This is a genomic window from Hallerella sp. (assembly GCF_022776125.1).
GTDB classification, from domain to species: domain Bacteria; phylum Fibrobacterota; class Fibrobacteria; order Fibrobacterales; family Fibrobacteraceae; genus Hallerella; species Hallerella succinigenes.
In genome coordinates this window covers 25,551-41,591 of the sequence record NZ_JALFIA010000082.1, presented here as the reverse complement: position 1 = coordinate 41,591, position 16,041 = coordinate 25,551, and the positions used below count along the sequence as shown (strand labels likewise).

The 16,041-nt window shown below is 50.4% G+C and carries 13 protein-coding genes and 2 tRNA genes; 12 read left to right on the top strand and 3 right to left on the bottom strand.

The window, feature by feature from the left end; all coding sequences use genetic code 11:
* Positions 1-21 precede the first annotated feature (21 nt).
* Positions 22-1,599: a glycoside hydrolase family 57 protein gene (locus tag MR847_RS09935; protein ID WP_287723657.1), complete on the top strand. Its 1,578-nt coding sequence runs from the start codon at positions 22-24 to the stop codon at positions 1,597-1,599.
* A gap of 67 nt (positions 1,600-1,666) precedes the next feature.
* Here MR847_RS09935 and nadB read toward each other — a convergent pair whose 3' ends face one another.
* Positions 1,667-3,256, bottom strand: a complete 1,590-nt coding sequence (gene nadB, locus MR847_RS09930) for an L-aspartate oxidase (RefSeq protein ID WP_100424623.1) — start codon at positions 3,254-3,256, stop codon at positions 1,667-1,669.
* Between the two features lie 137 nt (positions 3,257-3,393).
* Between nadB and MR847_RS09925 the strand changes: the two genes are divergently transcribed.
* Both MR847_RS09925 and MR847_RS09920 read left to right on the top strand, forming a co-directional pair.
* Positions 3,394-5,349 (top strand): peptidylprolyl isomerase, encoded by a 1,956-nt coding sequence (locus MR847_RS09925; protein ID WP_287723656.1) that lies wholly within the window; start codon positions 3,394-3,396, stop codon positions 5,347-5,349.
* Between the two features lie 26 nt (positions 5,350-5,375).
* Positions 5,376-5,448 (top strand) — tRNA-Glu (locus MR847_RS09920).
* Positions 5,449-5,591: 143 nt separating this feature from the next.
* Here the strand turns inward: MR847_RS09920 and MR847_RS09915 are convergent.
* Both MR847_RS09915 and MR847_RS09910 read right to left on the bottom strand, forming a co-directional pair.
* A tRNA-Ala gene (locus MR847_RS09915) sits at positions 5,592-5,664 on the bottom strand.
* A gap of 104 nt (positions 5,665-5,768) precedes the next feature.
* A complete protein-coding gene (locus MR847_RS09910; protein ID WP_100424621.1) occupies positions 5,769-6,317 on the bottom strand; it encodes a peptidylprolyl isomerase in 549 nt (182 codons plus the stop codon).
* Between the two features lie 81 nt (positions 6,318-6,398).
* Between MR847_RS09910 and pyrR the strand changes: the two genes are divergently transcribed.
* From pyrR to MR847_RS09865, 9 genes are all read left to right on the top strand, one after another.
* Complete coding sequence (pyrR, locus tag MR847_RS09905; RefSeq protein ID WP_106518984.1) at positions 6,399-6,962, top strand: bifunctional pyr operon transcriptional regulator/uracil phosphoribosyltransferase PyrR; 564 nt, start codon at positions 6,399-6,401, stop codon at positions 6,960-6,962.
* The gene (locus MR847_RS09900; RefSeq protein ID WP_287723655.1) at positions 6,959-7,897 is read left to right on the top strand and encodes an aspartate carbamoyltransferase catalytic subunit; all 939 of its coding nucleotides are present in this window, start codon (positions 6,959-6,961) and stop codon (positions 7,895-7,897) included. The genes pyrR and MR847_RS09900 overlap by 4 nt, the downstream gene beginning before the upstream one ends.
* Complete coding sequence (locus MR847_RS09895; RefSeq protein ID WP_241899409.1) at positions 7,890-9,131, top strand: dihydroorotase; 1,242 nt, start codon at positions 7,890-7,892, stop codon at positions 9,129-9,131. Before MR847_RS09900 ends, MR847_RS09895 begins: the two co-directional genes overlap by 8 nt.
* Before the next feature lie 3 nt (positions 9,132-9,134).
* Positions 9,135-10,139 (top strand): PilZ domain-containing protein, encoded by a 1,005-nt coding sequence (locus MR847_RS09890; RefSeq protein ID WP_100424617.1) that lies wholly within the window; start codon positions 9,135-9,137, stop codon positions 10,137-10,139.
* Positions 10,140-10,263: 124 nt separating this feature from the next.
* On the top strand, positions 10,264-11,355 hold the full coding sequence (gene pilM / locus MR847_RS09885; protein ID WP_157797835.1) for a pilus assembly protein PilM: 1,092 nt from the start codon (positions 10,264-10,266) through the stop codon (positions 11,353-11,355).
* Positions 11,356-11,967: a PilN domain-containing protein gene (locus tag MR847_RS09880; RefSeq protein ID WP_100424615.1), complete on the top strand. Its 612-nt coding sequence runs from the start codon at positions 11,356-11,358 to the stop codon at positions 11,965-11,967.
* Positions 11,967-12,566, top strand: a complete 600-nt coding sequence (locus MR847_RS09875) for a type IV pilus inner membrane component PilO (protein WP_100424614.1) — start codon at positions 11,967-11,969, stop codon at positions 12,564-12,566. The genes MR847_RS09880 and MR847_RS09875 overlap by 1 nt, the downstream gene beginning before the upstream one ends.
* On the top strand, positions 12,563-14,458 hold the full coding sequence (locus MR847_RS09870) for a hypothetical protein (protein WP_287723654.1): 1,896 nt from the start codon (positions 12,563-12,565) through the stop codon (positions 14,456-14,458). The genes MR847_RS09875 and MR847_RS09870 overlap by 4 nt, the downstream gene beginning before the upstream one ends.
* Positions 14,455-15,960 (top strand): secretin GspD/PilQ domain-containing protein, encoded by a 1,506-nt coding sequence (locus MR847_RS09865; protein ID WP_106518980.1) that lies wholly within the window; start codon positions 14,455-14,457, stop codon positions 15,958-15,960. Before MR847_RS09870 ends, MR847_RS09865 begins: the two co-directional genes overlap by 4 nt.
* Positions 15,961-16,041: the final 81 nt, after the last annotated feature.

Below are 16,041 nucleotides of genomic sequence, written 5' to 3'. Positions count from 1 at the left end.
TTTTAAGGTTTAGGGTCTAGTTTGAATACTGCTTGCAATGGTCAGCTTTATCTGTTGCTACACGCGCATTTACCGTTCGTGCGCAATCCGAGATATGACCGTTTTTTGGAAGAAAACTGGCTTTTTGAAGCGTTGACCGAATCGTATCTGCCGCTTGTGCAGTCCCTTTCGCATTTAGCGGAAAAGGGTGTTCCAGGGACGCTCAACTTGAGCATCTCTCCGACGCTGATTGCGATGCTTTCGGACAAGCTTCTTTGCGAACGTTATTCTCGCCACTTGGAAAAGCTGCAGGAACTCGCTCACAAGGAATTGCGCCGTTTGGAAAAGGATCCGGAGCGTTTGCAGATTGCAAAGTTCTATGCGGCTCGTATCATGGAACTTTCCGAACTTTGGGAAAATCGCTTGCAGCGCGATATTCTTTCGGAATTCGCAGCTCTCGAACGCCGTGGAAAGCTTTCTCTTTTGACGTGTATCGGAACGCATCCGTTCCTTCCTGCTTACCAGGCGGAACCGGAAAGCATCCGTTTGCAGATTCGCTTGACGATTGAAGCTTTTAAACATGCCTTTGGCCGCGCCCCGAAGGGTGTTTGGCTTCCGGAATGCGGATTCTTTGATGGACTCGACGAATATCTGGCGGAACAGGGCTTGCAGTATTTCTTCATGGAAACCCATGGCGTGCTGCTTGCCGATCCGGCCCCGAAGTACGGTGTATTCGCTCCGATCAAGACTCCGTCCGGACTTCTCGTTCTGGGACGTGAGCAGGCTAGTTCGGTGGAAGTCTGGAGTCGTCAGCGTGGCTATCCGGGTCATCCGGATTACCGCGAATTCTACAAAGATATTTCGAAGGAACTCGACCGCGAGTATCTCGGTGAATATTTCTTTGCCGGAAATTCTCCGATCGATTCCGGATTCAAGTACTGCCGCATTACCGGTGGGGAACAGAAGGCTCTCTACCATCCTTGGCAGGCGATGAACCTGGCCCGCGAGCACGCCCGACTTTTCGTGGCAAACCGTGAAGCCTTGATGGCGGAACTCGGTTCGCAGATGGAATCCCACCGTCCCTGCGTTCTTTGCCCGTATGATGCAGAACTCTTTGGCCACTGGTGGTTTGAAGGCCCGCAGTTTATTGAAGCTGTCTTTGAACGTGCCGCCTCTTCCGAAATTTTGCAGCTCGCTTCGGTGAACGAAATGCAGATGGATCCGGAAGATACGGTGGCTCACAATCCGATTTTCTCCTCATGGGGAGAAAATGGTTTTGCTTCGGTCTGGGTCAATCCTCAGGTCGAATACATCTATCCGAAATTCTTCAAGATGTTCTCGCTCTTTCAGGCGGCCCAAAAGGTGCCTTCGCAGACGGCTCTTCAAAAGAGAATTCTCGCACAGATGGAACGCGAACTTGTGCTGTACCAGGCTTCGGACTGGGCGTTCATGATTCACAACAATTCCGCGGAAGGCTATGCCCGCGAACGCTTGGCAAATCACGAACGCGACTTCATGAAGCTTTCGGCGATGTTCAACGGGGAATTCGAAGATGAAGCTCTGCTTTCGGAAATTGAATCCCGCGACAACATCTTCCCGTGGATTGGACTGAAAAACTAAAAGGTCTTTTGGTCAACAAAAAAAGCTCCGCAATTCCACGGAGCTTTTTTGTGATTTGCTTGGAAGATTAGTTGTTCTCGAGCGGGTACTTCAAATAGATGTTGTGATGTACAAGCTTCGGGGACATCTTCGGGTAGTCGAGAATCGACTGCAGACCGCGGGATTCCTTTCGGGCGAGAGCGCTCTTTACGATCAGGATGCTGCTTTCGACGGCGTTGCGGAATTCGAGAAGGGCGACGGTCTTGGTTCCTGGCTTCTTCATTTCGGCTTCGACTTCGCTGTTGAATTCGCGAAGCTTAGCGAGTCCTTCGTTTAAGCCAGCTACCGAGCGAACAATGCCGCACTTTTCCCACATGAGCTTCTTGGCTTCGACGGTGCGTTTTTTCCAATGTTCGCCGCCGGTCATTTTGACCTTTTCCGACTTGATGGTCGGTGTGCGGAAGGACTTTTTGAGAATGCCAGTCTTTTCAATGTTTTCCACTGCGCGGAGAGCAAAGACAACGCTTTCGAGAAGTGAGTTCGAAGCAAGACGGTTTGCTCCGTGTACGCCTGTAGCAGCCACCTCGCCCGAAGCGTAAAGTCCTTCGATCTGCGTCTTGGACCAGGTGTCTACGAGAACGCCGCCACACATATAGTGCGCTGCCGGAACGACCGGAATCCATTCCTTCGTCATATCGACACCAGCGGAAAGGCACTTTGCGTAAATGTGCGGGAAGTGGGTTTTTGTGTCTTTCGGATTATGGGCCGTGACGTCGAGGAACATACAAGGTTCGCCGGTGCGCTTCATTTCACGGTGAATAGCGCGGGCAACGATGTCGCGCGGGGCAAGGGAACGGAGCGGATGCACGCCGTTCATAAATTCTTCGCCCTTCGAATTCTTGAGGATTCCACCGTATCCGCGAACCGCTTCCGAAATAAGGAACGCCTTTTTGAGGCTCGGGGCATAGAGGGATGTCGGGTGGAACTGCATAAATTCCACGTCTTGGATCGCGGTGCCTGCTCGTGCTGCAATCGCAATACCGTCACCACAAGCATCAGGAGGGTCGATCGTGTGGAACCAGAGGCGTCCAGCACCGCCTGTAGCCATGATGGTCACCTTGGCGAAAATCGCTTCGATTTCCCCGGTCTTCTGGTGGATGACCTTTGCGCCCAGGGCTCGGGTCTTGTTCTTGTTCAAAATCAAATCGGCGATCAGCGCGTTTTCAAGGAAGGTGATGTTCGGGAATTCATGGATCTTCACAAGGAGGGCTCTCATGATTTCCTTGCCGGTCAAGTCCGCGGCATGGAGAATACGGCGATGGCTGTGGCCGCCTTCGAGGTGAAGGTCAAAGCGGATGTTCGCATCGTTCGATTCCGCCGGGGTGAATTTTACCCCCCATTTCACCAGCTGATCGATTGTCTTTGGACCGTTTTCGACGAGAATCTTGACGGCGTTCTTTTTGCAAAGTCCTGCACCCGCTTCGCAGGTGTCTTCCTGGTGCAATTTGAAAGAATCTTTGGGGTCAGTGACGGAGCAGATGCCGCCCTGGGCGTAGTTGGATGAACCATCCGGTTTTGCCCCCTTGGTTAAAATGAGAACGGAATGACCGTGTTCTGCCGCCTTAATGGCTGCGCTTAAGCCGGCGATACCGGCACCAAGGATCAATATATCGTACACTGTAGCCTCTAAGTGTTGATGTTTGAAGGCGTTTCCCATAATAGAAAAAATCCTAAAATACGGCTATATAAAAGGGCTTGCTCCGTTAGAGTGGATTTTTTTATTACATTTGGCGGAAAATAAATGGAGTTTACTCTATGCTGACATGGATTAACGAAAACGCGAAATGGGTCATTGCCATTTTTGCAGTAGGCATTGCGCTCGGTCTCCTTGCGATGGACCGTACGCCGGAACAGTCTCACCAGTATCCGATCGGCCGTGTGGACGGTGTGGAAATTCCGTATGCGGAATTCAACAACCGTGTGAACCGCATCACCGAGACCAACTACCGGGGGCAGAACCTGAGCGACGAACAGCGCGCCCAGCTCCGCAACAACATTTTCCAGTCCTTCGTCCAGCAGGAACTCCTCAAGGCTCAGTTCGATGAAAATGCGCTTTATGCATCTGTCGCAGAAATGAAGGCTGAACTCAAGAACAATCCAGATGTCGTTCGCCGTCTCGTCGGTGAAGAAGCCCAGCAGCGCGTTTACGCAATCCAGGCGAACTCCGCTAGCGAACAGGAAGCCGCTCAGAATGTTCAGACGTTCATCCAGACCCTTCCGAAGTTCCTTCTCGACACCGCTTTCGACAAGGCTGCATTTGATGCTTGGCTCGAAACTCCGGCCGCATACGAATGGCTCAACATGCAGAACTACGAACAGGAACTCAAGACAATGACGATTCCTCTGCACCAGTTGCAGATTTTCGTGACCGCGAACGCTCACCCGACGAGCCTCGAATCCCAGTGGAACGTGAACAACCGCCTCGTCTCCCAGGATGTCGAAGTCGCCTTTACGTCGGCAAATGATTTCCAGGTCGATTCGGCTTCCGTAGATAGTCTCAAGGTGAACGCTTACTTCGACGCTCATCAGGACAGCTTCTTCGTGACGAAGGATCAGGTTCGTCTCGCTTATGCATACCTTCCGATTCAACCGACTGCAAAGGATGAAGAAGAAATCCGCAAGTATGCGATGACCGTTTACTACCAGGTGAAGGATTCGAACTCCACTTCCAGCTTTGAAGAAATGGCCAAGGTTGCAAGTGAAGACGTCGGTACGGCTGCAAATGGCGGTCTCCTCGGCGATTACACGGCTCGTGGCACTTGGGTCAAGGAATTCGAAGACGTTGCTTTCGCTCTCGATTCCGGCGCTATCTCCGAACCGGTCCGCACCAAGTTTGGTTACCACATCATTCAGAGCCTCGGCAAGATGAAGGATTCGACCGGGACTGAAAAGGTGAAGGCCGCTCACATTCTCTTCTCCGTGACCGCTTCTCCGGAAACCATCGACAGCTTGGAAAAGATCCTCGCAGGCATCAAGTCCGCTGTGGAAGAAAGTGATTCCTCCTTCATCGATGCCGCTGCCGCTCGTAAGGTTCCGGTTCGTGAAACCGCTTGGCTCGGTCGTGACGATGAAATCCAGGAAGTGGGTTTTGTCGGCGGTCTTTCCGCTTTCGCATTCGTGAACAAGGAACGTCCGGACCTCGCAGAAGGCAAGGTCTCTGGCGCTCTCAAGAACAACGACTTCGTGATTGTTGTGAACCGTATCGAAACTCTCGAAGCAGGCAAGCGCAATATCGGTCCGTATTACGAACAAATTAAGCGCAACCTTCTCCTTCAGGAATCGAAGGACGCCGCTGCTCACTACCTGAATTCCGTTGCTGAAAAGGTGAAGGCTGTGGAACTTGTGACGGATTCCGCTACGGGTTCTGCCAAGGCTGATACGAGCGTGGAAAAGGTGACAATCGAAAAGGCTACCGCTTCTTTCGACGGCTTTGTTCCGGGCATCGGCTATTCGAACCCGACTCTCTTCCGCATTCTTTCCCAGCAGAAGGTTGGCGAATGGGGTGAACCGGTCGTGACGAATGACGGTGCCGCTATGGTGAAAATCCTGAACCGTTCTGTTCCGGATACCACCGCTGCAAAGACCGCTCTTACGGAAGACTTGGCCAATACCTGGCGCTTCGGTTATGCGATGCTTTTCAATGAATACGTGCAGAACCTGGAAAAGGCTGCTAACGTGGAAAGCAATCTTGACCTTTACTACCGCGAATAATATTTCTACTATTTGTCCTGAATTTTGGCATGTTCGTCTAGTGGTCTAGGACGCTGGCCTCTCACGCCGGTAACAAGGGTTCGAGTCCCTTACATGCTATGTCAGAAGAAATCCCGCAGAAATGCGGGATTTTTTGGTTATTATAGAATTTCGTTCATCGAAATCCAGCGCCCAGGAGTTCTCATCATCTGAATGTTCATAAAACAGAAAAGGACCCGCTTGATGCGGATCCTTTTCTGTTATGGAGCTAAGGAGATTCGAACTCCTGACCCCAACGCTGCCAGCGTTGTGCTCTACCAACTGAGCTATAACCCCGTTTGAGTGCACCAAATTGAGAAAAAAAAATTCTCCCTGTCAAGGGGCGCAGAACATTTTTTTTCGGCGCTTCTCAAATGGCACTCAACTTTGATGAAAAAGTATTAGGCGACCGTTTCAATCGTTACCGATTCGATAAGGACGTCTTCGTACGGATAGTCCTGACCGTCGGTGCGAACGCTGGCGATATCGTCCAGAACATCAAAACCGTCAAAGAGCTGGCCGAAAACGGAGTAGCCTTCTGCCGGACCGCCTTTAGCCGGATGGTCGAGGAAGTGCGTTCCTTCTGCCGGGTGAACGATGAAGAACTGGCTTCCGATGGAATGAGGCATCATGGTCTTTGCCCAGCTGAGAGCACCGCGCAAGTGGGTGAGGCGTTCGTCGTACTTGTCGCCGATGGTCGAATTTGGACCCTGTGCTGCATGGCCACCCGTGCCGTTCCGGCGGGTAAAGTCACCGCCTTGAATCATGAAACCCTTGATGATGCGGTGGAACGGAGCGCCGTCGTATTTGCCCTGCTGGGCAAGTTCGATGAAATTCGTAGCGCATTCGCCAACGATTTCCGGGAAGAGGCGTGCGCGCATTTCACCGTGGTTCGTCTTGATGATGGCGATTGTTTCTCCGCTTTTTGGGAGGTCAAGCTGATTGAACATAAATGGAATCTCCAAGTTGGTTATGTTTTGACATAAAAACTACATTTTCCTATTGGAAAAATCTTGAAAAAGGAGCCTGTAGTGAAGGATAATTGCAAAAGGATCCGTCAGCTTCTCGACGCAAAGGCGATGGAAACCGCCTTGGACAACATGGCGTCGGCTGTGTCGGAGCTGATTTCTTCTCCAGAAAATGTCCTTGTTCTCGGCATGGCGAGCCGTGGAATTCCGCTTGCTCGTAAGCTTGCAGAACGTTTGTCGAACCGCTATCACGTCGAAATCCCATGTGGAAGCCTCGATGCGACATTCTACCGCGATGACTTCCATTACCGCAAGCCTCTCGCGACTACAGAAATGCGCATTACGGAAATGCCTGCGTCCGTCGAAGGGAAAACGGTCATTCTTGTCGATGACGTCCTTTACACGGGACGTTCTGCCCGTGCAGCCATCCAAGCGATTCTTGATATGGGACGTCCGGCGGCGATTCGTTTTTGTGTCTTGGTGGACCGCGGCCATCGGGAACTGCCGATTGCGGCAGATGCCACGGGCCTTTCGGTCAAGACTTTGGCAAATGAAGAAGTTCGGGTGCTGATTGAACCGGTCGATCCGGAAACAGCCGTTTATCTTGTTCAAGTGGAGAATGTATGACATCTTCTCTGTCCATCCGTCATCTCGTAGGCCTTCAGGGCGTTAGCGAAAGCGACATCCGCACGATTCTGGATACGGCGGTTGAATTCCGTCAGCTCTTGGAACGTCCGGTTAAAAAGGTCCCTTCCCTCCGCGGTCTCACGATTGTAAACCTGTTCTTCGAGAACAGCACGCGTACCCGCACAAGCTTTGAACTCGCAGAAAAGCGTCTCTCTGCAGACATTGTAAACTTCTCCAGTTCCAGTTCAAGTGTGAAGAAGGGCGAAACTCTTCTCGACACGCTTCGCAATATTGAATCGATGAAGATCGATGTTGTCGTGGTCCGTCACAAGGGGACAGGTGTTCCCCAGTTCATCGCGGATCATTCGAATGCAATCGTTTTGAATGCGGGCGATGGCGCTCACGAACATCCAACGCAGGCTCTTCTGGACATGTTCACCATTGAACAGAAACTTGGAAATTTGAAGGGTAAAAAGATTGCGATTGTCGGCGACATTCGCCACAGCCGCGTAGCCCGTTCCGACTCCTGGGGTATGACGACTCTCGGAGCTTCGGTTACGCTCTGTGGACCGAGTACGCTGCTTCCGCGTTACCGTGCGGACTTCCCGAACGTCTCTTGGGAAACCGATGTGAAGAAGGCTGTTGCTGGTGCAGATGCGGTAATCGCGCTCCGTCTTCAGAAGGAACGCATGGAAGATTCCTTGCTTCCGAGTCTTCGCGAATACCGCAATTACTTTGGTGTGACTGAAGAAGTTTTGGACAAGGCCAAGGATTCCGCTTTAATTATGCATCCGGGGCCTATCAACCGCGGTGTGGAACTCGATTCGGACGTCGCGGATGGTGAACATTCTGTAATTCTCGCTCAGGTGACGAATGGCGTGGCTGTTCGTATGTCGGCTCTTTATCTCCTTTCGGGAGGTCGTGCAAATGGATAATGTGATTTTGAAAAATGTCCGTCCTTTTGTGAACGGAAACTTTGAAGCGGCGACGACGATTTCGATTGTGGACGGTGTCTTTCGCGATTCTGCACCGGAAGGAACTCCGGTCGTGGACGTAAATGGCGCTCTTGCCATTCCGGCACTCTTTGCCTTGGGAATCGATTTCCAGGAACCGAAGCGTGACGACATTTATACGTATCGTGACGGTTTTCGCGCCATGCACCGTGGTGGCTTTTATGGTGGTCTTTATGAAAGTACCGCAAACCCGGTTGATGGTATTCAGCGCTTGGTCGCAGAAAAGGCGGCTCTCGGTTATCAGGGTTATGACATCCGCGTTCTTGGCGCAATCAACCAGGATTATGAAGCGAAGGCTCTAGCTGAAATGTGCGAACTTGCCGACGGTGGCGTTGCCGGTTTCGGCGACGGCAACAAGGCTTTCGGTTCGATGCGTTTTTTACGCCTTTGCCTTGAATATGGTGCAATGACGAAGAAACGTTTCTTCTTCTTGCCGTATGACTATTCTCTCGCTCACGGTGGTTATGTGAACGAAGGAAACTTCTCCGACATGATTGGCATGAAGGGTGTTCCGGAACAGGCGGAAACGCTTCCGCTCTTCTCGCTTCTTGAAATGTCCCGCTGGCTCGGTGTGCCGATGCACATCAAGCAGGTGACTTCCAAATCGGCACTCAATTTGATTCGCCGTGCCCGTGAAATGGGCGTCGATGTGACTTGCGACGTGGATATTCATCATCTGCTCTTCTGCGATGAAGAAGTGGCAACCTTGAACACCAGTTTGAACCTGCATCCGCCAGTACGCTCGTCCGATGATCGTGATGCGCTTTGGCAGGGGCTTGCAGACGGCACGATCCAGGCGGTGAGCATCAACCACTTCCCGGTACACCGCGAAGACAAGGAAGTGAATTTTGAAGACGCTGTCCCCGGCGCGATTTCTCTCGAAATTGCACTTCCGGCACTTTGGAATAGATTAACGGAACGTCTTGGTGAAAAGCGTGCTGTTGAAGTTCTTTCTTCAAAGCCAGCAGAAATTGCCGGTGCGGACGTGGTAAGCCTTGCTCCGGGTAAAAAGGCTTCGCTCGTCGTTTTTGATCCGAATGGCGTTACCGACGTCACTTCCAAGACTTTTGCAGGTGGCGTGGAAAATTCTCCGTTCCTGGGTCAAACGCTCTCTGGCAAAATCCTTGGCTCCTACGTCGCTGGAATCTGGGGGTAATGTTTGGAATTCTCGATCGAAATGCTCGGCTGGATTTTGCTTGTCGCAACGATGATTTTAATTCTCATCGTTTTGATGGAAATCAGTCGAAATAATCATCGTCGAGAAGTCGGCAGAATGTTTGCCACCGAAAAATTTGAAGAGAAGATCAAACCGTTGAACTTGAGCGAAAAAGAGCAGGATATGCTTGAACGCTTGGTTCGACAGTCTTCTTTTTCGAACAAGGATTCGATACTGAATTCTCCGCTCCTGTTTGAAGAAGCGGTGAATTTTGTATACAAATTAAACGGCGGCGCTGAAAAAATCTCTCCCGCGGACAGGCATCTGATCTCAACGCTCCGCAAAAAGCTTGGCCATCTGGACAAGGCTGCCCAGTATTCTTGCATCTCTACCCGTCAATTTGCGCTTGGAAAAGAGGCGACGCTTCTTTTGCCCAAAGGCAAGGGCGTGGAACAAACGGTCCATACCAAGATTAATTTTATGAACGAGGTCTACTGGGGCGTTTTGAAGAAAGACGTTTTCTTTGCAGAATCGCTAGTCGGTGAAAAGGTGCAGGTCCGTTTGAATATCCCAGGGGAAGCCGTATATTCGGCGAAGGTCAGCGTGGCTGGCGTTAGCCAGAATACGCTTCTTTTGCAGCATTCGACAAAGTTGCATAAAGAGCAGCTCCGTCGTTGGTTGCGTCTTGCGGTGCGTTTTCCGGTCCATTTGGCTTTTGGCGAAAAACAGATGGATGGTTATTTGGTGGATCTTTCCGCCGGCGGTATTCTTTTAACTCTGCCGGAACAGGTCCCTGAAAATTCCTTGGTGTACATCCGTTTTAATCTGCCGGGATTTGGAGAAGAAAATCTGCAAATCCGTATCTTGAGACAGTTGCACCAGGGGCAAATCAACGAGAAGGCGGGTGGAATAGATCACAGCGCCTCTTTTATCGGCGATTTCAGTGAAACTCAGGAGCGCGTCTTACAGTATATATTCCAAGAAAGACGTGCACAAAAGGTATCTTAGTGAGGGTGGAGAAAACGCCTAAGTCGTTGCTTTTTCAAGCAGTTAGGCAAAAGACTATTGACATCGAGCTTTAGGAAAAGTAGAATTAAATTAATCCCGAAATTCTTTGGGTAGAGGTTGTATTTTGGCTTTGGATCTTATCGCTAAAATCCGAGGTGAGCGCCAGACCATTGGCGTTGACATCGGTCATTACCGTATTAAGGTCGTTCGTGTGCATCACGGACGAGGTAATTCTCGCAGTATCATGGCTGTGGACATGGAACCGACCCCTGAAGGTGCTTTCGTCGATAACGAAATTCAAGATGAAGCAAAACTTCGTGAAGCGGTCGTCCGCTTGATGACCCGTAACTTTCCGGATTTCACGAAGGATGACTTGGTGACTTCGATCGGTTGGTCTGCGGGTGTTCTTGCGGATAAAAGCGTGGCAAAGGTTCCGAAGAACGGAAACGAAGACGCCATCGTGGTGCAGACCGCACAGGCAAAACCTCCGTTTGATGACCAAGACATCATGCTGGATTATCAGGTAATTGAACGCGACGGAAAGGGCGAAGTGAAGTCCCTGGTCGTGGCTGCCAAGAACAAAATTTTAGGGGATTATTCGAAACTCTTTTCGCTTGCCAGTTATAAATTGACAGCCATCGATGTAGATGTTTTTGGCATTGCCAATGCTTATGTGGCAACGGTTCCGGAAGACAGGCTTCAGGAGACAGTCGCCCTTCTCGATATCGGAGAAAAGAAGTCCACGATGACGTTCCTCCGCGAAGGTCAGTTCCACTCGGTTCGAACCATGACCATAGGATCGGTGGAATCGGTCATTTCGACTTTGACTCGTCACCTGGGCATCGACGAAGGTACCTGCCATGAAATGTTTGAAAAGAATGACCTGACCATGGTCAAGGATCGCTCGGTCTCGGAAGTGGAGTCCGTTCTGCAGCTCGCTTACGAAGAAGTGGTGAGCTCTGTAGAATTCGGTCTGCGCTACTACTCGACGAGCGAATCTGGTGAAAAGCCTGTCCGTCTCATGGTTTGCGGCGGCGGAGCAAACCTGCCGAATCTCTGCGAATACTTGAAGGACAAGCTTTCAATTGAATGCGAAGGCTTGAATCCGTTCGCAAGAATTCCTTGTGATCCGGGTGTTGTCGGTGACGAAGGAATGCCCATGGCACTGTCGAACGTTTATACTCCCGCACTGGGACTTGCTTTAAGGAAGTTCTAAATGGCTGCCAAGGGAAAAAAGAAATCGCTTTGCGTAGAAATCAACTTGTTGCCTGCCGAAGACCGGCAGACCAAGCTTGACCTGACGTGGATCGTTGACCGACGTGTTGTGTGGCCGACGATTGCTTTGCTCGTGGCGTTGGTCGCGGTCTTCATGGTGCAATCTTATATCTCTGAAACCACAGAAACTCTTCAGAACCGCTTGGATTCCACGCGGGAAGAAGTGGAAAGACAGCGTCCGATTTTGGATAAAATCACTGCTTTGGATGCAAAGCTCAAGGTGATTGCCCAAAAGAATACTGGTTTGAAGTCCATTCAGGTCAGCAAAAAACGTTGGGTTATTTTGTTCGAAAATATTTCGTCGATGATGCCGCCGAATATGTGGCTTGTGTCGTTGAACCAGGTTTCTCCGTTAGACATGGAACTCCGCGGTGTAACTTACGATTTTTCGGAAGTGGCGGAATACATGGTGAAGCTTGAAAAACAGGCGAGCTTCAAATCGGTGACGCTCACGGACATTTCGACGACCAAGATCGATGGCGAAGAAGCTTATAGCTTTGTCATCAAGGCCGGCATTAAACCGGACCTCGGCTTGGAAGGAGGTTCGAAATAATGCAAGCACTTAACCTGAAAGACAAAAAGACCATATACGCGCTTGCCATCTCACTGTTGATTCTCGCAGGAGCCTACTTCGTTTATACGTATATGTGGGAACCGTTCACCCTCGAAGAACAGCGCTTGGAAAGCGAGCTCCGCAATGCGGAATCGGAACTTTCGAAGATCAATGTCCAGAAGGGTCGAATTGCAAAGCTCGAAGCGGAACTCGTCGCTGCGGAAAATGAATTCGAACGTTTGAAGGAAATGTTCCCGGAAGAAGAAAAGGTTCCGATGCGTTTGCAGGACCTTTACGCGGTTCTTCGCAGTGCTGGCGTCCAGATTCAGAAGTTCAGCCCGGGTCCTCGTACCGAAAGGGAATACTTCTTTGAACATCGTTATTCAGTAGCTGTGAATGCGGGTTATCACATGCTCGGCTATCTGTTTGCGGAAATTGCAAACTTCAACTATCCGACAGCGATTGCCGATTTGAAGATTTCCCGTTACTCGGGAATCAAGCAGGAAATCGAAAAGGCGGAATCTCATGGATGGACTCCGATTACGATCTCTGTTTCGTTTAATTTGACCACGTATACATCCAAGAAGGTTGCCCAATGATGAGAAAATTGTTGCTCCTTCTCTCGCTTTTGTCCGCATGGGCGTTTAGCGCTGAAATCAAGAATGTGGACTATTCTTGCGGCTCCAAGGATTGCTCCTTGAAGTTCCAGTTTGCATCGGCAAAGAATTTACCGAACTTTTTCCAAAAGTATGATGCAGGAAAGCATCAGTTGACGATTGGATTCTCCGATACGAAGCTCGTTTCGGGAGACGCTTCTTATGTTGTGGATGCAAAGTCCAAGGGTCTCCGCAGCGTTCGCATTTTTACGGATGCTTCTTTCAAAGTTCCTCTGTTGAACTTTGAATTTGATGTGGGACCGGATATTCATAATGACAAGAATCCGGTGAGCCTTTCCAAGGGCAAATACTTTGTGATTTCGTTTCCGAAGACAAAGAGTGCTTCTTGGTCTTTGAAGAAGGCTGTTGCGGAAAACGCCAAGGTTTCTGAAGTTAAATCCGTTGCAGCCAAGAAAGCGAAGGCAGACAGCTTGAAGGCCGCCAAGTTGAAAGCGGAAGCCGAAAAGAAGGCAAAGTCCGACAGCATTGCCGCAGCCAAGAAAGCGAAGTCCGACAGCTTGAAGGCCGCCAAGTTGAAAGCGGAAGCCGAAAAGAAGGCAAAGTCCGACAGCATCGCCGCAGCCAAGAAAGCGAAGTCCGACAGCTTGAAGACCGCCAAGTTGAAAGCGGAAGCCGAAAAGAAGGCAAAGTCCGACAGCATTGCCGTAGCCAAGAAAGCGAAGGCAGACAGTATCGCCGCTGCAAAGCAGGCTCGCCTCGACAGTATTCGTGAAGAAAAGGAACAGTCTAAAAAGAAGGTTGTTTCCGCTTTGATCGAAGGCATTCAGGAAATGACGGGCATCCAGAGCCATGGAATTGAACAGTTCCGCATTGATACGGATTCCGATATCGAACTTTCGATGGTGCAGAACCGTGAAAAGTCTTCGATTATCCATGTGAATGTTCCGGGTCCGAAGAAAACTCCGATGTTCAATGTTTCGACGAGTAACATTGTGAAGTCGGTGACGTGGATGTCTTCGGGTCTTCGCATTCAGCTACAGAAGAACGTGCAACCGTTGATTCTCGTTTACAAGGGTTCGTTGATCCTTCAAATTTCCCATATGGCGAAGACTCCGGGATTTGTTTGCTATATGGCAAAGCCGGCTGGCGTGTATGTGCGCAAGTGGACGAACCCGTCTGCCGTGACGGAATCCTTCGCAGACTTCTCGAAGAATATGGATCAGGACAAGAAGAAACTCGTGACGGTTTCCCAGTCGTTCGGTCTGCGTCCGGTCGCTCGTAATTTGATCGTAGTGGCAGAAGCGACTCCGTTCCTTACAAAGCCTTCGGAAAACGCTCAGGAATTGGAAACTTTGGAATTTGGCGTTCGCTTGGAAGATATCGAACTGGATGGTCTGTATCACAAGGTTCGTTTGGGCTCCAAGATCGGTTATGTGAACCGCCGAGCGGTTTCGTTCCCGGATGAACTTTCGGCTGTGCAGTCGGAACGTTTGAAACAAATCGCTTTGGAAAAGGGTGGAACCTTGGATTCCAACGCGGTCCATTTCGATCGTCCGATCGAAGAACGGATTTCGTATAGTTCCTTCGGTCGTCGTGACCCGTTCATCGAAATCAAGGGTCTGATGGAAGAAGGAATCAATATTGATCAGGTGGAACTTGTCGGTATCATTTGGGAATCCGAAGTTCCGATTGCAATCCTTGCGGAAACGAAGAATCCTTCTGTGTCTTATGCTGTGAAGGAAGGCGACCGCATTTTGAACGGCAAGGTCTTGAAGATTACCCAGACCGACGTGCTGTTCTTGTTACAAGAATTTGGGGTAAGTCGTAGATATTCCATGAGTTTGCCCGATAAATATGGGAGAGACGCGAAATGAAAAAGATCGTTCAATTTTCACTGATTGCGCTGATTGCGCTCTGCTTCGCTTCTGCGATTGCACAGGAATCCGCCCCAAATAATAAACTGTACGATTTCAAGTTCGTGGATATGAACTTTGGTACGGCGTTCCACTCGATATCCGCGACTGCGGGCGTCGACATAGTGCTTGCTCCCGATGTCTCGGGCAAGATTACCAATCTTCAGGTGACGAAGAAGTCTTGGCAGGATGTGCTCAAGTTGATCTGCGACACGTATGATTTGACGTGGACCATCGAAGACAATTACATCTACGTCCAGCGTTCCTCCGCTTATCAGGAAAAGCAGAAGAAGCTCGCCGACAAGCAGGCTGCAGAAGAAAACAATGCGCCGCTCGTTCGTAAGAACTTCCAGGTGGAACATGCGAAGGCGGAAGAACTTGTGAAGGTTCTCGAATCGATGAAGACGAACCGCGGTAAGATTACGACCGTGGAACGCACGAACTCGATCATCGTCTACGATACCGAAAAGAGCATTTCCCAAATGGAAAATGCTTTGGAAGAATTGGATGTCGAAACCCTGCAGATCATGATTACGGCAAAGCTCGTGGTTGTGTCTAGCGACCTCGCCCGTGAACTCGGTGTGGACTGGTCCGCTAAGATGGGTACGACTTCTTTGAGTCCGGGTGCGGCTGGTACGCCGAGTGGAAGCGCTGCGGGAGCTTCTCGTACGAGTGTTGCAATGCAGTCTTTCCCGAACAACGGTGTTTCTCCGGGCGTTGCCAATGCAACGACAGCGATTTCTGCAAGCGTTTTGGATAACAACGTCCAGGTCGCTATCGCAAACATCCTTTCCGACGCTTCGACCGAAGTGCTCGCCACTCCCCAGATCACCACGATGGATAACGTGGAAGCAAACATCTACATGGGTGACGAAATTTCGATCCGCGTGATTGACGATGACGGTGAATCCTCGACTAAGATGGTGCAAACCGGTATTAAGCTCACGGTGACGCCGCACGTTTCTGGAGACAACCGCATTATGCTCGATTTGCATCCGCAGAACGACTCTTATCGCTATGACGAAATGGGTCAGGTGGTGATCAGCAAGCAGGAAGCGGAAACGAAGGTGGTCGTGGCAGACGGTGAAACGGTCGTAATCGGCGGTCTTACCCGTAATGAACATCAGGAAACAGAATCCGGTATTCCGTTCCTCATGGACATTCCGGTACTCGGCAATCTCTTCAAGTACACGAAGAAAACGGTGACGAAGAATGACCTCGTGATTTTCGTGACGCCTCGAATCATTCACAATTACATCGGCAAGTTCCCGCTTTCCGAACCGCCGAAGACCAAGGCTGTTTCTGCCGCAGAAGCTGGAAAGGCTGCTGTGAAGACCGCTCCGGCTGTAGATGCGGAAAAGGTGCGGCCGAAGGCCGAAACCGCAGATTCGGCTCCGCAGGAAGACGAAGCTGCGGTTGCTGGCGATGGTGCCGTGGAATCGGAAAACGGCTGGGAAGAATAAGCTTTTACGCTAAACAGTTGAAAAAGAGTCCCTGAATCAGGACTCTTTTTTTTGCAGATAAAAATAGTTGAAAAGTGAACA